A 19,544-nucleotide genomic window follows, 5' to 3' on the forward strand; every position below is an offset into this window, starting at 1 on the left:
TCGAGCCGCTACGCAAGCCGGCTCACGCGTAACCGAATACGCCGAGCAGCGCGCCGGCCGCAATGAACCACAGGGGATTGATTTTCGTGCGCAGCCCGACGGCGACGGTGACGATCGTCAACGCAATCGTGGCGGCCGAATGGTCGGCGCCTTGAGCGAGGATGGTGCCCGTCGCCATGAGCAAACCGATCGTCACCGGCGCCAGCGCCCGCCGAAACACGACCATCCAACGTGCGTCGCGATGCGCGCCCGTGTAATGCTCGAATACGAGCGCGAACACCGACGACGGCCCGCACATCGCCAACGTCGATACGATCGCTCCCGCGAGGCCCGCCACTTGCCAACCGAACAGCGCGACGAACAACACGTTCGGGCCGGGCGACGCTTGAGAGATCGCGAATAGCGCCGCGAACGTCGTATCGCCGATCCAATGATTCTGTTCGACGAGGAAACGGTGCATCTCCGGCATGACGGCCGTCGCGCCGCCGAACGCGATCGCCGAGACCAACGCGAAGCGCCATGCGAGCTCGATCAGGATCATCGCGACGCCCGCCACTCGACGAAAAGCGCGGAGGGAATCAACACGAGCATCGCCCACCCGAGCGGCAAGTGCGCGATGCCTACCGCCGTCAGCGACAACACGCCGAACACCAGAGCGCGCAGCGTACGCGGCTGGCTTTGAGCGAGCTTGATGCCCGTCATCAACACGAGCCCGGCGGCCACGGCCATCATGCCGTGCAGCGCGCCTTGAACGGCCGGCAACGCACCGAAGCGATGGTACAGCGCGCCGAGCACGAGCACGATCACGAACGGAGCAGCGAGCAAACCGCCCGCCGCGGCCAGCGCGCCGCGCCAACCGCAAGCCCGATAGCCGACGATCACGGCCATATTGCAGATATTCGGACCCGGAAGAATCTGGCCGATGGCGAGCAACTCCGCGAACTCGCGGTCGTCCAGCCAGCGCCGCCGATCGACCAGCATGCGCCGCGCCCACGGCATGACGCCACCGAAGCCGTAAAGGCTCATTTCGCCGAACGTGCGAAAGAGTTTCGCCGGGGCAATGCCGGACAGCGGCCTCGCAGGCCCGTCGGACGCGCCTTCGGCCGGATCGGAAGAAGTCATCGGGGAATTACTCGTAAAACCTCGAGTATCGCGCAATACCTTTGCAAATGGCCAATCCGCAATCAACGGTAATAGTTGCGTACGCAACGATGTACCGGATCGATCGAAACCCGGCTTAGAACCCGCGCGAGAGCACGGCCGCGAGGATCGTCGCGACACCGAGCACGAGATTGACCAATACGAGCCGGCGCATCGTATCGACGGCGCGCGCCCCGTCCGGCCAGCGTTGAGCCTGCACGGCACGGCGAATGCGCGGAAAGACGGCGAAGCGCACGTGTCCGAAGATCATCATCATGACGACGCCCAGTGCAGCCATCAGATGGATCTGCCATGGCGCTTGCGCGCCGCCGAAGCGCGCCATCAGAAAACCGCCCGAGATCAGGATCGCGATCACGGAACCACCGATCCAATTGAGGAACCGGCCAAATACCGCTTCGATCAGCGGCAACCGCAATTGCGGCGAAACGTCGGCCAATGCCGGACGCAAACAAAAATGCGCGAACACCATGCCGCCAACCCACACGACGACGGCAGCCAAATGCGCGAAGAGCGCGACGTCGATCGCGATCGACAGGGACATGAGACTCTCCAAGAACGTTGGTTCCAATCTTCGATGCTCATGCCGGCGCCAGGCCGCATGAGCACCATTCACGCCGACCCGTTAGTCGAGCGCGGGCCGCAACGCCGCGATCTTCAGCCGCGTGTCGGGCGCGCGGCCACGGCGGGCCCGCTTACCGACGTAGGGAGCGAGCGCCGCACCGGCGAGCCGCTCCTCTTGCGGCTTACCGCCACGGCCCGTGCCGAGCAATACGACACCCGCCGGCGCGATGGCCAACGCTTGGACGAGTTTCTCGCCTTCGTCCAACCCCATCAGGATGATGCCGCGCCCACCGCCCGCGAGCGACTTCATCTCGTCGATCCCGAATACCGCGAGCCGTCCCGCGCCCGACAAGCACGCGACTTGACTTGCCTGCGGCAAGACCGGCATCGGCGCGAGCGGTTGCGCGCCTTCATCTATGGTCATGAACGACTTGCCTGCCTTGACGCGGCTGACCATGTCGCCCACGCGCGCGATGAAGCCATACCCGTTGCTCGAGGCGAGCAGCAGCGGCTGCTCCGCGCTCGCCGCATAGTAGTGCATGAGGTGCGTGCCCGCTTCGAGATCGATGAACGATGTGACCGGCGCGCCGTCGCCGCGTCCGCCCGGCAACATCGCCACGGCGACGGAATACACGCGGCCCTTGCTGCCCCATGCGATCAGCGTGTCGGGCGTACGGCATTGAAACGCCGCGTATAGGCTATCGCCGTCCTTGAACGTGAAGCCGGCCGCATCGAGCCCGTGGCCCTTCAGTGCGCGCACCCAGCCGCGCTGGGATACGACCACCGTCACCGGCTCGTCGACGACGCGCGCTTCGAGCGTCGCGCGCTTTTCCTGCTGGATCAGCGTGCGCCGATCGTCGCCGTATTGCTTCGCGTCGCCCTCGATTTCCTTGATGATCAAGCGCTTCATCGACGACTCGTTCGCGAGCAACTCCTCGAGCTTCGCCTTCTCTTCGCGCAGTGACTCGAGTTCCTTCTCGATCTTGATCTTCTCGAGCCGCGCCAATTGGCGCAGCCTGATTTCGAGGATGTCGTCGGCTTGCCGCTCGCTCAGGCCGAATGCGCTCATCAGCGCCGCCTTCGGCTCTTCCGACTCGCGGATGATGCGGATGACCTCGTCGATATTGAGGAAGACGATCATCCGGCCTTCGAGGATGTGGATACGATCGTCGACCTTCGTCAACCGGTGGCGCGAGCGCCGCGTCACCGTCGCAAAACGGAACCCGATCCACTCTTGCAGGATCTCGGTGATCCCCTTTTGGCGCGGCCGCCCGTCGCCGCCGATCATGACGAGGTTCAGCGCCGCGTTCGATTCGAGGCTCGTGTGCGCGAGCAAGGAATTGACGAACTCGGTTTGATCGATGCGGCTCGACTTCGGTTCGAACACGAGACGCACCGGCGCATCTTTGCCCGATTCGTCGCGCACCGCGTCGAGCAGCGCCAGCATCGTCTGCTTCGTCTGCAACTGCTCGGGCGTCAGCGATTTCTTGCCGAGCTTGATCTTCGGATTCGTGAGCTCCTCGATTTCCTCGAGCACCTTCTGGCCCGACGTATTCGGCGGCAGCTCGGTCACGACGAGTTGCCACTGGCCGCGCGCGAGATCCTCGATTTTCCAGCGCGCGCGCACCTTCAGGCTGCCGCGTCCCGTCTCGTAGGCGGCCGCGATTTCGGTCGCGCTCGAGATGATCTGGCCGCCTCCCGGGAAATCGGGGCCCGGCAAGATCTCCATGAGCTCGGCGTGCGAAATCTTAGGATGCCGAATCATCGCCACCGCTGCCGCGGCGACCTCGCGCAGGTTATGCGACGGGATTTCCGTCGCCAAACCGACCGCGATGCCCGATGCGCCGTTCAGCAGAAGGAATGGCAGACGCGCGGGCAAGAGCTTCGGCTCTTGGAACGAGCCGTCGTAGTTCGGCGCGAAATCGACCGTGCCCTCGCCGATTTCGTCGAGCAGCAGCTTCGCGATCGGCGTCAAGCGAGCTTCCGTGTACCGCATCGCGGCCGCGCCGTCGCCGTCGCGCGAGCCGAAGTTGCCCTGGCCGTCGATGAGCGGATAGCGCATCGAAAAATCTTGCGCGAGCCGAACGAGCGCGTCGTACGCCGATTGATCGCCGTGCGGATGGTACTTACCGAGCACGTCGCCCACGACTCGGGCCGACTTGACCGGCTTCGCGTCGGAGGCGAGGCCCATCTCGTTCATCGCGAACAAAATGCGGCGCTGCACGGGCTTTTGCCCGTCGCAAACGTCGGGCAGCGCACGGCCCTTGACCACGCTCACCGCGTAGTCGAGATAAGCGCGCTCGGCGTAATGACCGAGCGTCAGCGACTCGCCATCGGGCGCGGCGGCCGGTGCGAACAGATCGTCTTGTTGATCCATCGAAAATAATGTCCGTGTTCAGGAGACTCTAGAAGAAGCGCGCGCCTGCAAGCGCTGGCTTTGCGTCAGATATCGGCTTCGACTTCGTTGCCTTTCTCTTCGAGCCAACTGCGGCGCGCCGCCGCTTCGCCCTTGCCCATCAGCATGGTCATGCGCGACACCGTGCCCTCGTATTCCAGTTCGCCTAGCGCGACCGGCATGAGCCGACGCGTATCGGGGTTCATCGTCGTATCCCACAGTTGCTCGGCGCTCATTTCGCCGAGGCCCTTGAAGCGGCTGATGGACCACTGCGTCTCGCGCACGCCGTCCTTGCGCAGCTTGTCGAGCGTGGCCTCGAGCTCGCCTTCGTCGAGCGCGTAAAGCTTTTGCGCCGGCTTCTTGCCGCGCGCGGGTGCGTCGACGCGAAACAGCGGCGGCCGCGCGACATGCACGTGCCCGCGCTCGATCAGTTGCGGGAAGTGCTTGAAGAACAGCGTGAGCAGCAGGACTTGAATGTGCGCGCCGTCCACGTCCGCGTCGGAAAGGATACAAATCTTGCCGTAGCGCAGATTCGACAAATCGACGTTGTCGTCCGGATTATGCGGATCGACGCCGATCGCCACCGAGATGTCGTGCACCTCGTTGTTCGCGAATAGGCGATCGCGCTCCGTCTCCCACGTATTGAGCACCTTGCCGCGCAGCGGCAAGATGGCCTGAAACTCCTTGTCGCGGCCCATCTTCGCGGAGCCGCCGGCCGAGTCGCCCTCGACAAGAAAGAGTTCGTTGCGCGAGATGTCGGTCGATTCGCAGTCGGTCAGCTTGCCCGGCAACACGGCGACACCGGAACTCTTACGCTTTTCGACCTTTTGCCCCGCACGCGTGCGCGCCTGCGCCTGCTTGATCACGAGTTCGGCGAGCTTCTTGCCGTGCTCGACATGCTGATTGAGCCACAACTCGAGCGCCGGACGCGCGAACGACGAAACGAGCTTCACGGCGTCGCGGCTATTCAGGCGCTCTTTGATCTGCCCTTGGAATTGCGGATCGAGCACCTTCGCCGAGAGCACGAACGACACCCTCGCGAAGACGTCCTCGGCCAGCAGCTTCACGCCCTTCGGCTGCAAGTTGTGCAGCTCGACGAAGCTCTTGACCGCTTGAAAGAGCCCATCGCGCAAGCCCGACTCGTGCGTGCCGCCGGCAGGCGTCGGGATCAGATTCACATAGGACTCGCGTTGCAGCGGGCCCTCCTCGCTCCAGGCGACGACCCAAGCCGCGCCCTCGCCTTCGGCGAACGAATCCTCGCTCGTGCGGGTGCTATCCGCGTAGCGCTCGCCTTCGAACAGCGGGATCAACAGCTCGCTGCCGGCCATGCCCTCGAGCAAGTAGCCACGCAAGCCGTCGTCGTATTTCCAGCTTTGACGCTCGCCCGTCTTTTCGTTGATGAGGACGACCTCGACACCCGGCAGCAACACGGCCTTCGAGCGCAACAGGCGCTGAAGCTCGCCGAGCGGCAGATTGGCCGAATCGAAGTATTTCGGGTCGGGCAGCGCCGTTACGCGGGTACCCGAGCGCTTTTCGCCTCGTTCGACGGCGCGCACGGTCAACGGCCGGATGACGTCGCCATGCGAGAAACCGACCTGAGCGACTTTGCCGTCGCGCCATACAGTGACGTCGAGCCGCGACGACAGCGCGTTCGTCACCGAGACGCCGACGCCGTGCAGACCACCCGAAAACGTATAGGCGCCCCCGGCCGCTTTGTCGAACTTGCCGCCGGCGTGCAGGCGCGTGAAGACGATTTCGACGACGGGCACGCCTTCGTCGGGGTGCAAGCCGAACGGGATGCCGCGGCCGTCGTCATCGACGGAAACCGACTGATCGGCATGCAGCGTGACGGTGATCTGGCGGCCGTAACCGCCTAGTGCCTCGTCCGACGCGTTGTCGATGACTTCTTGAATGATGTGCAGCGGATTCTCGGTGCGCGTGTACATGCCCGGCCGCTGTTTGACCGGCTCGAGCCCTTTGAGCACCTTGATCGAGGCCTCGCTGTACGCGGTGCTTGGCTTTTTCGTGGACATGGTCTCGTGTAGGTCGTTGTCCACAGCGCGTGTGGATATCCGCGTGGACAAAGCGTTGAAAGTTCAAAAAAAGCGAATCGAAACAACGGCAGCGACCGGCGTGCCCGCGAAGCGAGCGCGGCCGGCTGCGCCGGATGCCCGTCCGCCGTAGTCGCGCCGTATTTTACTGGTTTCGTTTCATGCGGCAATTCGTTCGGGCGGACGGCGGCCGGGCGGCGATCCCGGGGCGGCCAGCCTCTAGGCCGCCGGGCACGACGCAGCGCACCGGCCACCCGCCGGATTATTTGCGCTTGGCCTCGAGCGCCTCCCAACGTTCGAGCGCGGCCAGCAACTCGTCGTCGATCGCGGCGAAGCGTTCGGTGAGCCGGGCGCCTTCCTTGGCGTCGCGCGCGAAAATCGAGCCATCCTCGAGCTGCGCGCCGATCGCCTTTTGCTCCGCTTCGAGCGCCGCGATCGTTTCGGGCAGCGCCTCGAGCTCGCGCTGCTCCTTGAACGACAGCTTGACGGTGCGCTGTGCGTTGCGTCCGGCGGCGCTCTCCTTGGGCGCCGCTTCGCGCGGTTCGGCCTTCGGCGCGTTTTTGGCGGCCGCCTCCTGAGCGAGCCGCTGCGAGCGCTCGCTTTGCGTCTGCCAATCGGTGAAGCCGCCCACATATTCGCGCCAAGTGCCGGCGCCTTCGGCCGCGATCACCGACGTCACCACGTTGTCGAGGAATGCGCGATCGTGGCTGACGAGCAGCACCGTGCCGTCGTAGTCCGCCAGCAGCTCTTCGAGCAACTCCAACGTGGGGATGTCGAGGTCGTTCGTCGGCTCGTCGAGTACGAGGACGTTCGCGGGCCGGGCGAACAACCGGGCCAACAAGAGCCGGTTACGCTCGCCGCCCGAGAGCGATTTGACGGGCGAGCGCGCTCGCTCCGGGGCGAACAGAAAATCGCCGAGATAGCTCATGACATGCTTGCGCGTGCCGTTCACCTCGATCCAATCGCTGCCCGGGCTGATCGTATCGGCCAGACTCTTTTCCGGATCGAGCTGGGCGCGCATTTGGTCGAAATAGGCCACTTGCAGGTTCGTGCCGATCCGAACCTTGCCTTCGTCGGGCGCGATCTCGCCGAGAATGAGCTTCAGCAGCGTGGTCTTACCGGCACCGTTCGGACCGATGAAACCGATTTTGTCACCGCGCATCACCGTCGTCGAAAAACGATCGACGACCGTGCGCTCGCCGTAGCGCTTGGTCACATCGGTGAGTTCGGCGACGATCTTGCCCGAGCGCTCGCCTTGCCCGACGTCGAGCTTGACGTTGCCCTGAACGTTGCGGCGCTCGGCGCGCTGATTGCGCATTTCGACCAGCCGCGCGATGCGCCCGACGCTGCGTGTGCGACGCGCCTCCACGCCCTTGCGGATCCACACTTCTTCCTGCGCGAGCAGCTTGTCGAACTTCTCGTTTTCGATGCGCTCGACTTCGAGTTGCTGGGCCTTGCGCGTTTGATAGGCCGAGAAATTGCCCGGGTACGAGAGCAAGCGGCCGCGGTCGAGTTCGACGATGCGCGTGGCGACGCGATCGAGAAACGCGCGATCGTGGGTGATGAAGAGCAGGCCCGCTCGCGAATTGACGAGCAACTCCTCGAGCCAGCGGATGCCGTCGAAGTCCAAGTGGTTCGTGGGCTCGTCGAGCAGCAGGACGTCTGGATCGACGACGAGCGCCTGCGCGAGCGCGACACGCTTTTGCATCCCGCCCGAGAGCGCACCGATACGGGCCTCGCCGTCCAGGTTCAACTGTGCGAGCGTGGTGGACACACGCGTGCGCCAATTCCATGCGTTGGCCGCATCGAGCGCCGATTGCAACGTGTTCATGCGCGCGATCAGCGCATCGTGCTGCGCGCCTTCGGGCGTATCGGCCAGCGCATGCGTGACGGCGTCGTACTCGTCGAGCGAAGCGCGCACCTGCGCCAAGCCGGCCGCGACGGCATCGAACACCGAGGCTTGCGGATCGAACTCGGGCTCTTGCGGCACATAGACCGTGGAGAGGTCCTGCTGGCGCGTGACGAGGCCGTCGTCCGGGTGCATCAGGCCGGCGACGATCTTGAGCAGCGACGACTTACCGGCGCCGTTGCGGCCGATGAGCCCAACGCGTTCACCGGCCTCGAGCGAGAAATCGGCGTGATCGAGCAGTGCGACGTGGCCGAACGCGAGCTGCGCATCGACGATGGAATAAAGCGACATGAAAGAGCGCGCCTGCGAAAATCGAAACATCCATTGTACCGGCCGCCGGGCGCCCGCCGGCATGTGCTGGCCGTTCGGTCTACCGGAGCGGTTCTCCGGCGTGGTCTGCGCCGATCGGGAAAAGAGTGCGACAATTCGTCCCGCCGCTAAAACGCCGCAAGGCCGCTGCGCGGCGCTAAGGTAGCGATTTTTCGAGATGAATTAGGGTAGGACGCTGTGAGCGACGTGATCGAGTTTAAAAGTTGGGTCTGCGTGATTTGCGGATGGGTGTACAACGAAGAGGAAGGGCTGCCGGACGAGGGGATCGCCCCGGGCACGCGGTTCGCGGACATTCCGGAGGATTGGCGCTGCCCGCTTTGCGACGTCAGCAAGGGCGAATTCGCCGCTGTGGAGTTTTGAGATCGGGCGCGGGGGCGGAGTGGTTAGCGCGGTTGCGATAGGCAACCGGCCCGGCTTTGATATACTCTGCGCGCGCCGGCGCATCCGCGCCGGCGCATCCGGGCTCACCGCCCGGTCAGCAAATCCTCCCCGTAGTTCAATGGATAGAACAAGTGCCTCCTAAGCGCTAGATACAGGTTCGATTCCTGTCGGGGGGACCAGCCTTTCCCAAGCCCTGTGAAAAGCCCGCGCGCGGCGGGCTCGGCTGGCAAAGCACAACGGCATTGCACACCGTGCGACCGAATTAGACCGACCGACTTGCCGCCTGAGCGGAAACCATGCTCAGGTAGTGCATGTCGCTATCGCCCGCGAGCAACCGGTCCTTGTCCTGCGCGAAGCGCTGCAGATACGTCGTCTGGAAATGCGCATCGAGATCGACCCGGGATCTCCAGTTTTCATACATGCACCACACGGCAGGGTCGGTATTGCTGCGGTGAAGGTCATAGTTGAGGCAACCGGTCTCTTGGCGAGACGCCTCGACCAATTCCATCAAGCGGCGGCCGAGTTCCTCCTCCGCACCGGGTTTGGCACGCATGAAGGCGATAACGGTGAGTTGTTCAGACATGGACTTCTCCGGGGATGTCGATACGAATTCGCTCGGTACCAAGCAGATGCAACTGCTAATGTCAGTGGTCAGTCCAATGGAGTTTAGCGTGAGGGCTGATCGCACGCAGGTAACCGCGCATAGTCTTTCGTTACGCTGACCAGCCGGTCAAAGCATGCAGAAGTATGGGGAAACCGCCGTGCGGGAGCGGCGACGACGACCTCGAAAGTCGCGGGGCAACGCTACCGTCTGACCGCCCCGTCGCGCCGTGCTAGCATCGCTTGATCACGGAAGCGCCCATGAACCCGACGACAGCACATCTATTCGATACGGAGTACGCGCCTCGTATCGCGCAAGCGATCCGAGACGTCATCGGACCCAACGCCCGGATCGGGCTCGAGCCTTACGGCGGCCCGGGCCGCCCCACGACCCTCACGATCACCGCGCAGATCGCCGAACGCGTACGCGGCGCACGGCACCCGCTCAATCTGCATATGACATGGGATGAATGCGAGATCGAGTCGCTAACCGAGCGCAACGGCCGGCAGCGGTTCGAACACTATCTGGAAGCGCTGCCGCGTAAGCTCGCCGCCTGGCAGGCCGCCCGGGATTTCGATTTAGCCTCGCGCTCGCAGGCCGAGCCGTTTATTCTGTTGGGGAATCTCGACTTGGAAGGTTGAGGCAATACCCATCAGGGTCAAACAAAAACAAAAATAGGAGGATCCAATGAGTGCAATCACGACGAATCGCTCGTTGCGGCCGATCATCCTGCTTGCGACGGCGATATTGATGAACGCATGCGGGGGCCACGGTGCTGGTGCTGGTGCTGGTGCCAATTCCGCGACGCTACAATCAATTTCCATCACGCCCAGCCCCGCTAATACCGGCGTCGGAATCACGCGCCAATTCACAGCCACCGGTCATTTTTCCGATGGCAGCACGGCAGATTTGACGACAACGGCAACGTGGACTTCTCTGACTCCATCCATCGCCGCGGTGAATGCGGGAGCCGTGACGGGGTCGGCGTTGGGCACGGCCACCATCCTTGTCTCCTCGGCAGGCGCGGCTGTCGATTTCGCAATAAACGTGACCGCCAACGTGTGGTCCCCTGCCGCTAACATGCGGCTCACGCTCGGGCCGCTAACGCTGTTGCCCAGCGGAAAAGTGTTTTCGGCGGGCGGATCCAACGTTCACTCGGGAGATGCCGAACTCTATGATCCGAATCAGGACATCTGGTCCGAGGCTTCTCCACTCGCCATAATCGGCAATACAGCGGCATTGCTCCAGAGTGGGAAAGTGCTGAGCGTGGGCGGCCAGAGCTTTTATGGGATCACCGGGCATAGCGCCACTTACGATCCCGCGTTGAATTCATGGTCCGCTCCAGCAACTATGCTGCAGACGCGCTACGGCAACACCACCACGCTCTTGCCCGACGGAACGGTGCTGGTGACGGGCGGCATGTTTGGCCCGCCGACGCAGGCCCGAGAAGAAGAGCGCTACAGCCCGAGCTCCGATAGCTGGTCGGCCGTGCCGGCCATGGCCTCATCGAGAGCGGCCCATACGGCGACGTTGTTAGCCAACGGAAAAGTGCTCGTCGCAGGCGGATATGATCCGTCCGTAGGAACTGCTGGCAGTACGTCGAGCGCCGAAATCTACGACCCCACGGCCAATACCTGGTCACCCGCCGCGAACATGGCGGTTGCCCGCGATCGCCATACTGCCACCCTGCTGTCCGACGGGAAGGTCTTAGTCGTCGGGGGCGCCAACGCGTCGGGGCAGCCGCTATCGAGCGCTGAACTCTACGATCCGAGCACGAACACGTGGTCATCGGCCGGCAACCTCACGGCGGCCCGCATGCAGCATGCCGCCGTGCTCCTGCCGAATGGAAAGGTGTTGATACTCGGAGGCTCGGTCAATCCGAGCGATCCGGCTGACGTAGGCTTGGCGACGGCGGAAATCTACGATCCCGCCATCAACAGTTGGTCGGCAGCCGGCAGCATGACCATGCCACGCGCGCAACCCGGCGCGGTTCTGCTGAAAAATGGAACCGTCTTGGCTTGTGGCTGGAGCTCAACGCTGCCGAGTTGCGAACTCTACTGGCAGTAGCACGGGAAACCGCTCCGCGATCGGCCGATTCGACACCGGGTTTCACTCGGCCCTGAATCGGCGATCCGATCAATGCCGGTGATGAAGCCGATCGAACCAGTGACGCCCATGGACCCAACGCGTCAGGTCGACAAGCGGGTGATCGGTGCGATAGCGCGTCGACAGCGCCAGCGCGGCACAGGCGAAAAGCGCCAGCGCGAGCATCATTCCAATCGATGAATAGGACATGACGGTCTCCTTCATCGTCTCGATAAGCGCATTCTAGACGCACGACGCGCTTTCGCGAATGTGCGCCGCCGCACGGCGCACGCCCTATCGCTGCGATAATCAACGTCCCCCCCCCCTTCAACGCCCAAGCTAAGGAGCCGCCGTGAGCGAGCCGATTTCCTCCTCTGACAACGCCATTCGCCGTGTCGCCTTTATCGGACTCGGCGTGATGGGCTACCCGATGGCCGGCCATCTGGCAAAAGCCGGCTTCGACGTCACCGTCTATAACCGCACGTACGCGAAAGCGGAGCAATGGGTGGCCGAATACGGCGGCCGCGCGGCCCGCACCCCGCGCGAAGCAGCGCAAGGCGCCGAACTCGTGCTTGCCTGTGTGGGCAACGACGACGACTTGCGCAGCGTCACGCTCGGCGAGCAAGGCGCTTTCGCCGGCATGACGAGCGGCACGCTGTTCGCCGACCACACCACCGCCTCCGCGGGTGTGGCGCGCGAACTCTCGCAGGCGGCAAGCGCGAGCGGCATTCAATTCATCGATGCTCCGGTTTCCGGCGGCCAGGCCGGCGCCCAAAACGGCAAACTCACCATCATGTGCGGCAGCGACGACGCCCAAGCCTTCGAACGCGCCGCCGTCGTCCTCAAGCACTACGCGGTGGCCGTCACCTGCCTGGGCCCGGTCGGCGCGGGCCAGTTGACGAAGATGGTCAATCAAATCTGCATCGCGGGCCTCGTGCAAGGGCTCTCGGAAGCGATTCATTTCGGCGAGCGCGCCGGGCTCGACATGACGCGTGTGCTCGAGGTCATCGGCAAAGGCGCGGCTGCGAGCTGGCAAATGGACAACCGCGGCAAGACGATGATCGAAAATAAGTTCGATTTCGGGTTCGCCGTCGATTGGATGCGCAAGGACCTCGGCTTTTGTCTCGACGAAGCCAAACGCAGCGGTACGTCGCTGCCGGTCACCGCGCTCGTCGATCAGTTCTATGGCGAGGTCCAGGCGCTCGGCGGCAATCGCTTCGACACCTCCAGCCTCGTCTGGCGCTTGCGCAAGCTGCACGAGCCCCGGTAGAGCGGGCTTACCCGCCAATACGCGCGCGGACGCGGTGATACACTCGGCACGCAACCCGCACCGCGCTTTCATCGTGCTGCACGGCCCACTTGTCAAGAAGAAGGAGGCATCCGATGGCTGAGTTCAGAATCTGGTCAGACGACTTCCCGAGCAACGGCTTCATGCCGAAGGCTCAGGAATGCAACGACAAATCGTTCGGCGTCGACGGCGACGGCGGCAACCTCTCGCCCGCGCTCCAATGGGAAGCGCCGCCGGCGGATACGAAGAGCCTCGCATTGACCGTCTACGACCCCGATGCGCCGACCGGCAGCGGTTTTTGGCATTGGGTCGTCGTCAATATCCCGGCCGACGTTCGCTCGCTGCCGCTCGGCGCAGGCAAGGCGGACGGCAGCTTGCTGCCCGCCGGAGCGATCCAGGTGCGCAACGACTATGGCACGCAGGGATTCGGCGGCGCCGCGCCGCCGCGCGGCGACAAGCCCCATCGCTATATCTTCCGCCTGCACGCGCTCAAAGTGGATCATCTTCCGATCACGCCCGAAACGACCAATGCGGTGGCGCGTTTCATGACGCATTTGAACGAGCTCGACTCGACCACCTACACCGGGCTCTATGAAATGAAATAGGTGCTCGCGGGCTGCCTTGGCGCGGCGCATGGGCATGGTGGTTGCGGACGCAACCAAACGCGCCCGCAGCCGCGCCGGCGCGCCCGCAAGCGCGTCGAAGGGTTGCGCGTTTAAAATGCGGGGTACGTCCCCGCGGCCCGCTACCCTGAGTTTCTTCGTGATGGAAGCAGAACAAGGCATTCCCGTTCCCCAGCGCTACTGGGCGATCGTCGTTATCGCGCTGGGCATCACGCTCGCCGTGCTCGACGGCGCCATCGCCAACGTCGCCTTGCCGACCATCGCCAAAGACCTGCGGGCCAGCGCCGCGTCGTCGATTTGGGTGGTCAACGCCTATCAGCTCTCCGTCACGATCTCCTTGTTGCCGCTCGCGTCACTAGGCGACCGGATCGGCTATCGGCGCGTCTACCTCGGAGGGCTCGCGCTGTTTACCGCGGCCTCGCTCGGCTGTGCGCTCGCTGGCTCCCTGCCCGCGCTCGCGCTGGTGCGCGTGGTCCAAGGCTTTGGCGCCGCGGGCATCATGAGCGTCAACACCGCGCTCGTACGCACGATCTATCCACCGACCCAGCTTGGCCGCGGCGTCTCCATCAATGCCATGGTCGTGGCGATATCGTCCGCCGTGGGACCGACCGCCGCCTCGGCCATCCTTTCGGTCGCCCCTTGGCCGTGGCTGTTCGCGGTGAACGTGCCCATCGGCATCCTGGCCATCGCCGGGGCGTTGCGCGCCTTGCCGACGAACGCAGGGTACGACGCGCCCTACGATTACCTCAGCGCGGCAATGAACGCCGTCGTCTTCGGGCTGCTGATTTTCACGATCGACGGGCTCGGGCACGGCGAAGCGTCTGGCTGGTTGATCGCGCAAGTGCTGGTGCTGTTCGGCGTGGGCTACGTGTTCGTTCGGCGTCAGTTGACGCGTCCCGCCCCGTTGCTCCCGATCGATCTGCTGAAGATTCCTATCTTCGCGCTCTCGATCGCCACCTCGGTCTGCTCTTTCTGCGCGCAGATGCTGGCCTATGTGGCACTTCCGTTTTTCTTTCAAAACGTCTTGGACTTCGACCAAGTGCGCACGGGGCTTTTGATCACGCCTTGGCCTTTCGTCATCATCTTCGCCGCGCCGATCGCGGGCGTGCTCTCCGACCGCTATTCGGCGGGCATGCTAGGCGGTATCGGGCTTATCGCGCTGACGATCGGGCTCGCGTTGCTGGCGACGATGGGCGCGCATCCGAGCGTTTTCTCGATCGTTTGGCGCATGGCATTGTGCGGAGCGGGATTCGGGATGTTCCAATCGCCGAACAATCGGCAAATGCTGTCGTCGGCGCCGCGCGAGCGTAGCGGCGGCGCGAGCGGCATGCTCGGCACCGCGCGGCTCACGGGGCAAACGGTCGGCGCCGCGCTCGTCGCGCTGATTTTCGGCGTCTCGCCGCAGCATGGGCCGGTGATCGCGCTGACGCTGGCGTCCGCGGTGGCCGGGCTCGCCGCGATCGTGAGCCTGCTGCGGCTGCGCACGCAGCACTGATGCGAAAAACGAGTGTCTAACCGAATGGCCCGTGGCACGGCGCGCGCCAGCCGCCGCGCCCGCGGTTGTTCGCTTCGCTCATTCGGCATGCCGTTCGGCAGCGCCGTCAAGGAGCCGCCATGTCGCTCATCGTCGCTGGACGTTTCACCACGTTCGCCGCAGCGCAATCCGCTGCTCGGCAATTGTTCGCACAAGGCTTCCTCGAAGAAGACGTCAGCCTGTTTTTCGTCAATCCGCGAGGACAACACGCTCACCCCGCGGCCGACAGCCTGCATGCCGTCGCTCCGATCAGCGGCCACGCGGCGCAATCGAATCGATGGGGCACCTTCGGCGCGGCGGCCGGCGCCGTACTTGGCCTGGCGATCTGTGCCCCGCTGACGGCATCGTTTATCGCCGCGGTGACAGCGGCGGGGATCGGCGCCTACGCGGGCGCCTTGCTCGGCGGCCGCATCCAAGCGTACCTCGCCACCCCGCCGAACTTGCGCGAACGCATGCGCCACGCGGTGCATCACGAAACACGCGACTCAGGGGTACTCGTGGCCGTGCACGTCTCGCTCGACAATCAGGAAAGAGCCGCGCGATCGCTGAACGAGGCAGGCGCACTCGCGCTCGAGCGTGCCACGGGACAGTGGCGGCAAGGCCGTTGGGCCGACTTCGACCCGACCGTGCCGCCGACTCCGCTCGCCGAGTTCATGCAGCGCCACGCGTAGCCGTCGCACGATGCGCGGCGCCGCCCGGCGCTCGACGCATTATTCGGCTCGCACCTTCAGGCGATTCTTGACTTCGTGCACGCCGGTCACGCCGGCGGTCACTTGCTCGGCGCGCGTCTTGTCGTCGCTCGTCGGAACGCTGCCCGTGAGCCAGACGATACCGCGCCGCGTCTTCACGTGGATGTGGGTGGATTTCACGTCCTTGGCCGTCATCAGCGCGGCCTTGACCTTCGTCGTCACGGTGCCGTCGCTAATGTGCTGACCGAGCGATTCGGAACTGCCCGACGATGCCGACGCACTTTCAGTCGAGGAGGCGCCGGACGATCCCATTGTCTGTGCCGATACGCCGGCAGCGAGGGACAGGGATGCAACGACGGCTGCGATTTTGAGTAAAGGGAGCGTTTTCACGGTTTTCTCCTGCTCAAAGATGGAAGAATTTGCCGAACTCGGCGTACGCGATCGGAAAGGGCTGCCGCCCCATCTCGATTGCGCCCCCGTCTCATCTGCAAGCGCCGTGCCCTCATCGTTCGCGTCGTTCATCGCAAGGTGTCCCACCTCTCATCGTTTGCAACCGCAGCGCAGCGCGCCGCGCTTTTGCACTCGAGTCTGTAAAAGCTGCCGCGTTCTTCGCGTCGCGGCACGGTTCCTGCGGCGCCCAATGGTCTGCATGGCCCGCGCGGCAACATCTGGTATGGCCGTTGCTTTACAGCGAGGACTATTCCACAGGACTTTCGACATGCCACCGACACTCGAGCTACGCAGCAAACAACATGTGGCACTGACGCCGCGCCTGCAACAATCGGTGCGTCTTCTGCAACTGTCGTCGCTGGAGTTCCAGCACGAATTGCGGCAAGCGCTCGATAACAATCCGTTTCTCGAATACGACGACCCAATCGCGGAAGAGTCCGAGAGCCCCGCTAACGGCACACGCACGGCCGACGGCGCGGAGTTGCAGTCCGGTGTTGCCGCCGATGCGCCGCAGACCGTGGAAGCCGCCGATTCGTACGATGGGCTCGCAAGTCCCGATGCCACGGTCACCGCTCCGGCCGACGATCCGATCGGCGATTTCGGCCAAGATTGGAGCACGCGCGGCGCCTCGCGCAACAACGGCGACTCCGACGACGTGGACCCGGGCGCGTGGGCGCACGCGCAGCCGACGATGCACGAGCACTTGCATAACCTGCTGCACCTGTATCCGTTGACCGAACGCGACCGCGCGGCCGCGCAGATCGTGATCGAGGCGCTCGACGACGACGGGTACCTGCGCGAGTCGCTCGAGGAACTGGCCGGCGCGTTCGAAGCGGACCCGCCGCTCAGCGAAGAGGAATTGCGCGTTGCACTGCGCCTCGTGCAAACGCTCGATCGTCCGGGTGTCGGCGCGCGCTCGCTCTCGGAATGCCTGAGCCTGCAACTCGACGTGATGTCGTCGGATACGCCGGGACGCGACGCCGCTCGCGAAATCGTCGAGCATCATTTGGAGCGGCTCGCCCGGCGCGAACATGCCGAGTTGCAAAAGCAGCTCGGATGCTCGGCCGAGGAATTGCGCACCGCGTGCGCGCTCGTGCGGCGGCTCGATCCGAAGCCGGGTCAGTTCTATGCCCGCTCGGACGATAACTACGTCATCCCGGACGTCATCGTGCGCCGCGTGAAGGGACGCTGGGTGGCGTCGATCAATCCGGCCGTCCTACCGCGCGCGCGCATTCATCGCGTCTACGCGGAGTTGTTCGCGCAATCGGGCGGGGCCGGTTCGCCGCTCGGCCAACAGTTGCAGGAAGCGCGCTGGCTGCTTCGCAATGCCGAGCAGCGGTTCACGACGATTCAACGTGTCGCGCAATGCATCGTGTCTTATCAGAAGGCGTTTTTCGATTACGGCGAGATCGCGTTGAAGCCGCTCGTCCTGAGCAAGCTCGCCGAGGAACTCGGTTTGCACGAGTCGACCGTCTCGCGCGCGTCGAGCAACAAGTACATGGCCACGCCCCGCGGAATCTTCGAGTTCCGTCACTTCTTCCCGCGCGAACTCGCCACCGAAACGGGCGGCCGCTGCTCGGCCGCCGCTGTGCGCGCTTTGATCAAGGAGATGATCGATCAGGAAGACGTACGCAATCCGCTATCGGACGTCGCACTAGCGAAGATGCTCTCTCAGGAAGGCATGATCGTCGCGCGCCGCACCGTCGCCAAGTACCGCAATCTGTTGAAGGTGCCGCCGGCTCAACTGCGGCGGCAAGCCTAATGTCCACCTAGTTAGAGAAGATCGCCTCGCTTAGTTCGCTTAGGGCTGCCGATCATCAGCAGTCCTAAGCGGCGCCGGGCGAAAAGAATGGGCCGACTTCTCAGTCGGCCCTTTTCCCTTTTTCACATCACAGATCGTCGATGCGCTGTCGCGCTAAGCGGCGATATCGGCCAGCTTGACGGCTTTACGTGTCACCGATGCAGCCGTCGTCACGTGGCGCAAATCGACCAGGAAGGCATCGCGCCACGTCGAGAGATCGCCCGAGCGCAATTGAGCCATCATGTCGGTGTGCCGTGCCTTGCGATCTTCCAGCGGCATCGATAGCGCGCGTTCCAGCGCCTCGGCCATCTGTGTCAGGTCGAACGGATTGACCACCAAGGCGCCGGGCAACTGCTCGGCCGCGCCGGCGAATTGCGACAGCACGAGAACGCCCGGGTCCTCCGGATCCTGCGACGCCACGTATTCCTTAGCCACGAGATTCATGCCGTCGCGCAGCGGCGTCACGTAGCCGACTTGCGAAAGACGGAACAACGCCATCAACAGATTGCGCTCGTATTTGCGATTCAGGTATTGAATCGGCGTCCAATCGAGCTGCGCGAATCGTCCGTTGATACGTCCCGCCTCGCCTTCGAGCGTTTGACGGATGCGCTGATAGGTCTGCACGTCCGAGCGCGTCGGAGGTGCGATCTGCACGAGCGAAACGCGGCCATGCCAATGCGGCGCGGCCAGCAATAGACGCTCAAACGCTTGGAATCGTTCGACGAGACCCTTCGAATAATCGAGTCGGTCGACGCTCATGATGAGCTTGCGGCCGCGCATGGCGTCGCGCAGCGTGCCTACCTGCTTACGATCGGCGAACTGTTGCGCAGCCTTCGCGATCGCATCCGGATAGATACCGATCGGATAGGCGCCGACCTTCAACATGCGTCCGAACGCGTGGACCATGCCGTCGTCGCTCGCCGTGCCGAAACCTCGGCGCTCGATATAGTCGACGAACGACTGCCGATCCGCCTGCGTTTGGAAGCCGACCACGTCATAGCTGCACATCGCCTTGACGAGTTCTTCGTGCGGCGGCACGGTGCGCAGCATCTCCGGCACGGGAAACGGGATGTGCAGGAAAAAGCCGATGGGGTTGTTCACGCCGAGCTCGCGCAGCGCACGAGCGAACGGCAGAAGGTGATAGTCGTGAACCCAGATGATGTCATCGGGTTGGAGCATGGCCTTCAGTTGCTTGGCCATCGTCGCGTTGACACGCAAGTACCCTGCGTATTCTTGCCGGTCGTAGCGAGATAAGTCGGTGCGGTAATGGAACGTCGGCCATAGGGTCGCGTTCGAAAACCCCCGATAGTATTGATCGTAATCGCGTCGCGTGAGGCCGACGGTCGCATAAGTGACCTTGCCCTGGTTCTCGATCGTCGGAGCCTGTGCTTCGCCGACGATTTCCCCACTCCACCCGAACCAGACGCCGCCCGTTTCCTTCAGGGCGTCCAGCACGCCAATCGCGAGCCCTCCCGCTGCGGGGCGGCCCTCTTGCGTCGGCGCGACGCGGTTTGACACCACGATTAATCTGCTCATTGCGGCTCCACCTCTTCGGTTGGCATTCTCGCGCGGCGAACCGTCTCGCCGTCGCTAGGCGTCATGCACGCAAGCGCCGTGCCGCAATGCGCGTCACACGCTTGCGTTTGCCGATCCCCCGTGGACGAGCCCCAAAGCCCGACGCGCGC

Annotated in this window: 18 protein-coding genes and 1 tRNA gene; 9 read left to right on the forward strand and 10 right to left on the reverse strand. The window is 64.0% G+C overall.

All coding sequences use genetic code 11. The features are described from left to right. Nucleotides 1–22: 22 nt before the first annotated feature. From C0Z18_RS16035 to C0Z18_RS16060, 6 genes are all read right to left on the reverse strand, one after another. Complete coding sequence (locus C0Z18_RS16035; protein ID WP_102646442.1) at nucleotides 23–541, reverse strand: chromate transporter; 519 nt, start codon at nucleotides 539–541, stop codon at nucleotides 23–25. Next, nucleotides 538–1,122: a chromate transporter gene (locus tag C0Z18_RS16040; protein ID WP_102646389.1), complete on the reverse strand. Its 585-nt coding sequence runs from the start codon at nucleotides 1,120–1,122 to the stop codon at nucleotides 538–540. Before C0Z18_RS16040 ends, C0Z18_RS16035 begins: the two co-directional genes overlap by 4 nt. Nucleotides 1,123–1,237: 115 nt before the next feature. Then, nucleotides 1,238–1,696 (reverse strand): CopD family protein, encoded by a 459-nt coding sequence (locus C0Z18_RS16045; protein ID WP_102646443.1) that lies wholly within the window; start codon nucleotides 1,694–1,696, stop codon nucleotides 1,238–1,240. 87 nt (nucleotides 1,697–1,783) lie between these two features. Continuing rightward, complete coding sequence (parC, locus tag C0Z18_RS16050) at nucleotides 1,784–4,099, reverse strand: DNA topoisomerase IV subunit A (protein ID WP_102646390.1); 2,316 nt, start codon at nucleotides 4,097–4,099, stop codon at nucleotides 1,784–1,786. Between the two features lie 65 nt (nucleotides 4,100–4,164). Continuing rightward, a complete protein-coding gene (locus C0Z18_RS16055; RefSeq protein ID WP_102646391.1) occupies nucleotides 4,165–6,150 on the reverse strand; it encodes a DNA topoisomerase IV subunit B in 1,986 nt (661 codons plus the stop codon). 280 nt (nucleotides 6,151–6,430) lie between these two features. Further along, complete coding sequence (locus C0Z18_RS16060; RefSeq protein ID WP_102646392.1) at nucleotides 6,431–8,368, reverse strand: ATP-binding cassette domain-containing protein; 1,938 nt, start codon at nucleotides 8,366–8,368, stop codon at nucleotides 6,431–6,433. Between the two features lie 216 nt (nucleotides 8,369–8,584). On the opposite strand from C0Z18_RS16060, the gene C0Z18_RS16065 reads away from it, so the two are divergent. Together C0Z18_RS16065 and C0Z18_RS16070 are read left to right on the forward strand one after the other, a co-directional pair. Next, a complete protein-coding gene (locus C0Z18_RS16065; RefSeq protein ID WP_102646393.1) occupies nucleotides 8,585–8,767 on the forward strand; it encodes a rubredoxin in 183 nt (60 codons plus the stop codon). Nucleotides 8,768–8,892: 125 nt separating this feature from the next. Next, nucleotides 8,893–8,967, forward strand: a tRNA-Arg gene (locus tag C0Z18_RS16070). An 83-nt stretch (nucleotides 8,968–9,050) separates the two neighbouring features. Here the strand turns inward: C0Z18_RS16070 and C0Z18_RS16075 are convergent. Beyond that, a complete protein-coding gene (locus C0Z18_RS16075; protein WP_102646394.1) occupies nucleotides 9,051–9,371 on the reverse strand; it encodes a putative quinol monooxygenase in 321 nt (106 codons plus the stop codon). 278 nt (nucleotides 9,372–9,649) lie between these two features. Here C0Z18_RS16075 and C0Z18_RS16080 point away from each other — a divergent pair, with 278 nt between their 5' ends. Both C0Z18_RS16080 and C0Z18_RS16085 read left to right on the forward strand, forming a co-directional pair. Further along, a complete protein-coding gene (locus C0Z18_RS16080) occupies nucleotides 9,650–10,030 on the forward strand; it encodes a DUF5594 family protein (RefSeq protein ID WP_102646395.1) in 381 nt (126 codons plus the stop codon). Nucleotides 10,031–10,076: 46 nt separating this feature from the next. Next, entirely contained in the window at nucleotides 10,077–11,456 is a 1,380-nt protein-coding gene (locus C0Z18_RS16085; protein ID WP_102646396.1) for a Kelch repeat-containing protein, read from the forward strand. A gap of 69 nt (nucleotides 11,457–11,525) precedes the next feature. Here the strand turns inward: C0Z18_RS16085 and C0Z18_RS32970 are convergent, their stop codons facing one another. Next, nucleotides 11,526–11,684: a hypothetical protein gene (locus C0Z18_RS32970; RefSeq protein ID WP_158244245.1), complete on the reverse strand. Its 159-nt coding sequence runs from the start codon at nucleotides 11,682–11,684 to the stop codon at nucleotides 11,526–11,528. 208 nt (nucleotides 11,685–11,892) lie between these two features. Here C0Z18_RS32970 and C0Z18_RS16090 point away from each other — a divergent pair, with 208 nt between their 5' ends. The 4 genes from C0Z18_RS16090 to C0Z18_RS16105 all read left to right on the forward strand — a co-directional run bounded on the left by C0Z18_RS16090 (nucleotide 11,893) and on the right by C0Z18_RS16105 (nucleotide 15,590). Continuing rightward, a complete protein-coding gene (locus C0Z18_RS16090) occupies nucleotides 11,893–12,744 on the forward strand; it encodes an NAD(P)-dependent oxidoreductase (RefSeq protein ID WP_233217332.1) in 852 nt (283 codons plus the stop codon). Between the two features lie 113 nt (nucleotides 12,745–12,857). Beyond that, on the forward strand, nucleotides 12,858–13,367 hold the full coding sequence (locus C0Z18_RS16095; protein ID WP_102646397.1) for a YbhB/YbcL family Raf kinase inhibitor-like protein: 510 nt from the start codon (nucleotides 12,858–12,860) through the stop codon (nucleotides 13,365–13,367). A gap of 160 nt (nucleotides 13,368–13,527) precedes the next feature. Continuing rightward, entirely contained in the window at nucleotides 13,528–14,880 is a 1,353-nt protein-coding gene (locus C0Z18_RS16100; RefSeq protein WP_102646445.1) for an MFS transporter, read from the forward strand. Between the two features lie 119 nt (nucleotides 14,881–14,999). After that, nucleotides 15,000–15,590: a hypothetical protein gene (locus C0Z18_RS16105; protein ID WP_102646398.1), complete on the forward strand. Its 591-nt coding sequence runs from the start codon at nucleotides 15,000–15,002 to the stop codon at nucleotides 15,588–15,590. Nucleotides 15,591–15,629: 39 nt separating this feature from the next. Here C0Z18_RS16105 and C0Z18_RS16110 read toward each other — a convergent pair whose 3' ends face one another. Continuing rightward, nucleotides 15,630–15,998 (reverse strand): BON domain-containing protein, encoded by a 369-nt coding sequence (locus C0Z18_RS16110; RefSeq protein WP_102646446.1) that lies wholly within the window; start codon nucleotides 15,996–15,998, stop codon nucleotides 15,630–15,632. 328 nt (nucleotides 15,999–16,326) lie between these two features. Between C0Z18_RS16110 and C0Z18_RS16115 the strand changes: the two genes are divergently transcribed. Next, nucleotides 16,327–17,820: an RNA polymerase factor sigma-54 gene (locus tag C0Z18_RS16115; RefSeq protein ID WP_102646399.1), complete on the forward strand. Its 1,494-nt coding sequence runs from the start codon at nucleotides 16,327–16,329 to the stop codon at nucleotides 17,818–17,820. A 153-nt stretch (nucleotides 17,821–17,973) separates the two neighbouring features. On the opposite strand, the gene otsA is transcribed toward C0Z18_RS16115, so the two are convergent. Next, complete coding sequence (gene otsA / locus C0Z18_RS16120; RefSeq protein ID WP_102646400.1) at nucleotides 17,974–19,395, reverse strand: alpha,alpha-trehalose-phosphate synthase (UDP-forming); 1,422 nt, start codon at nucleotides 19,393–19,395, stop codon at nucleotides 17,974–17,976. Nucleotides 19,396–19,544 lie beyond the last annotated feature (149 nt).

The sequence above is a fragment of the Trinickia dabaoshanensis genome, assembly GCF_002879885.1.
Taxonomy (GTDB): domain Bacteria; phylum Pseudomonadota; class Gammaproteobacteria; order Burkholderiales; family Burkholderiaceae; genus Trinickia; species Trinickia dabaoshanensis.

Excerpts from the sequence above, each read along its gene's own strand:
- C0Z18_RS16035 (WP_102646442.1), bottom strand. The coding sequence starts at position 541 with ATGATCCTGATCGAGCTCGCATGGCGCTTCGCGTTGGTCTCGGCGATC.
- C0Z18_RS16040 (WP_102646389.1), bottom strand. The coding sequence starts at position 1,122 with ATGACTTCTTCCGATCCGGCCGAAGGCGCGTCCGACGGGCCTGCGAGG.
- parC (WP_102646390.1), bottom strand. The coding sequence starts at position 4,099 with ATGGATCAACAAGACGATCTGTTCGCACCGGCCGCCGCGCCCGATGGC.
- C0Z18_RS16055 (WP_102646391.1), bottom strand. The coding sequence starts at position 6,150 with ATGTCCACGAAAAAGCCAAGCACCGCGTACAGCGAGGCCTCGATCAAG.
- C0Z18_RS16060 (WP_102646392.1), bottom strand. The coding sequence starts at position 8,368 with ATGTCGCTTTATTCCATCGTCGATGCGCAGCTCGCGTTCGGCCACGTC.
- C0Z18_RS16075 (WP_102646394.1), bottom strand. The coding sequence starts at position 9,371 with ATGTCTGAACAACTCACCGTTATCGCCTTCATGCGTGCCAAACCCGGT.
- C0Z18_RS16080 (WP_102646395.1), top strand. The coding sequence starts at position 9,650 with ATGAACCCGACGACAGCACATCTATTCGATACGGAGTACGCGCCTCGT.
- C0Z18_RS16085 (WP_102646396.1), top strand. The coding sequence starts at position 10,077 with ATGAGTGCAATCACGACGAATCGCTCGTTGCGGCCGATCATCCTGCTT.
- C0Z18_RS32970 (WP_158244245.1), bottom strand. The coding sequence starts at position 11,684 with ATGTCCTATTCATCGATTGGAATGATGCTCGCGCTGGCGCTTTTCGCC.
- C0Z18_RS16090 (WP_233217332.1), top strand. The coding sequence starts at position 11,893 with ATGGGCTACCCGATGGCCGGCCATCTGGCAAAAGCCGGCTTCGACGTC.
- C0Z18_RS16095 (WP_102646397.1), top strand. The coding sequence starts at position 12,858 with ATGGCTGAGTTCAGAATCTGGTCAGACGACTTCCCGAGCAACGGCTTC.
- C0Z18_RS16100 (WP_102646445.1), top strand. The coding sequence starts at position 13,528 with ATGGAAGCAGAACAAGGCATTCCCGTTCCCCAGCGCTACTGGGCGATC.
- C0Z18_RS16105 (WP_102646398.1), top strand. The coding sequence starts at position 15,000 with ATGTCGCTCATCGTCGCTGGACGTTTCACCACGTTCGCCGCAGCGCAA.
- C0Z18_RS16115 (WP_102646399.1), top strand. The coding sequence starts at position 16,327 with ATGCCACCGACACTCGAGCTACGCAGCAAACAACATGTGGCACTGACG.
- otsA (WP_102646400.1), bottom strand. The coding sequence starts at position 19,395 with ATGAGCAGATTAATCGTGGTGTCAAACCGCGTCGCGCCGACGCAAGAG.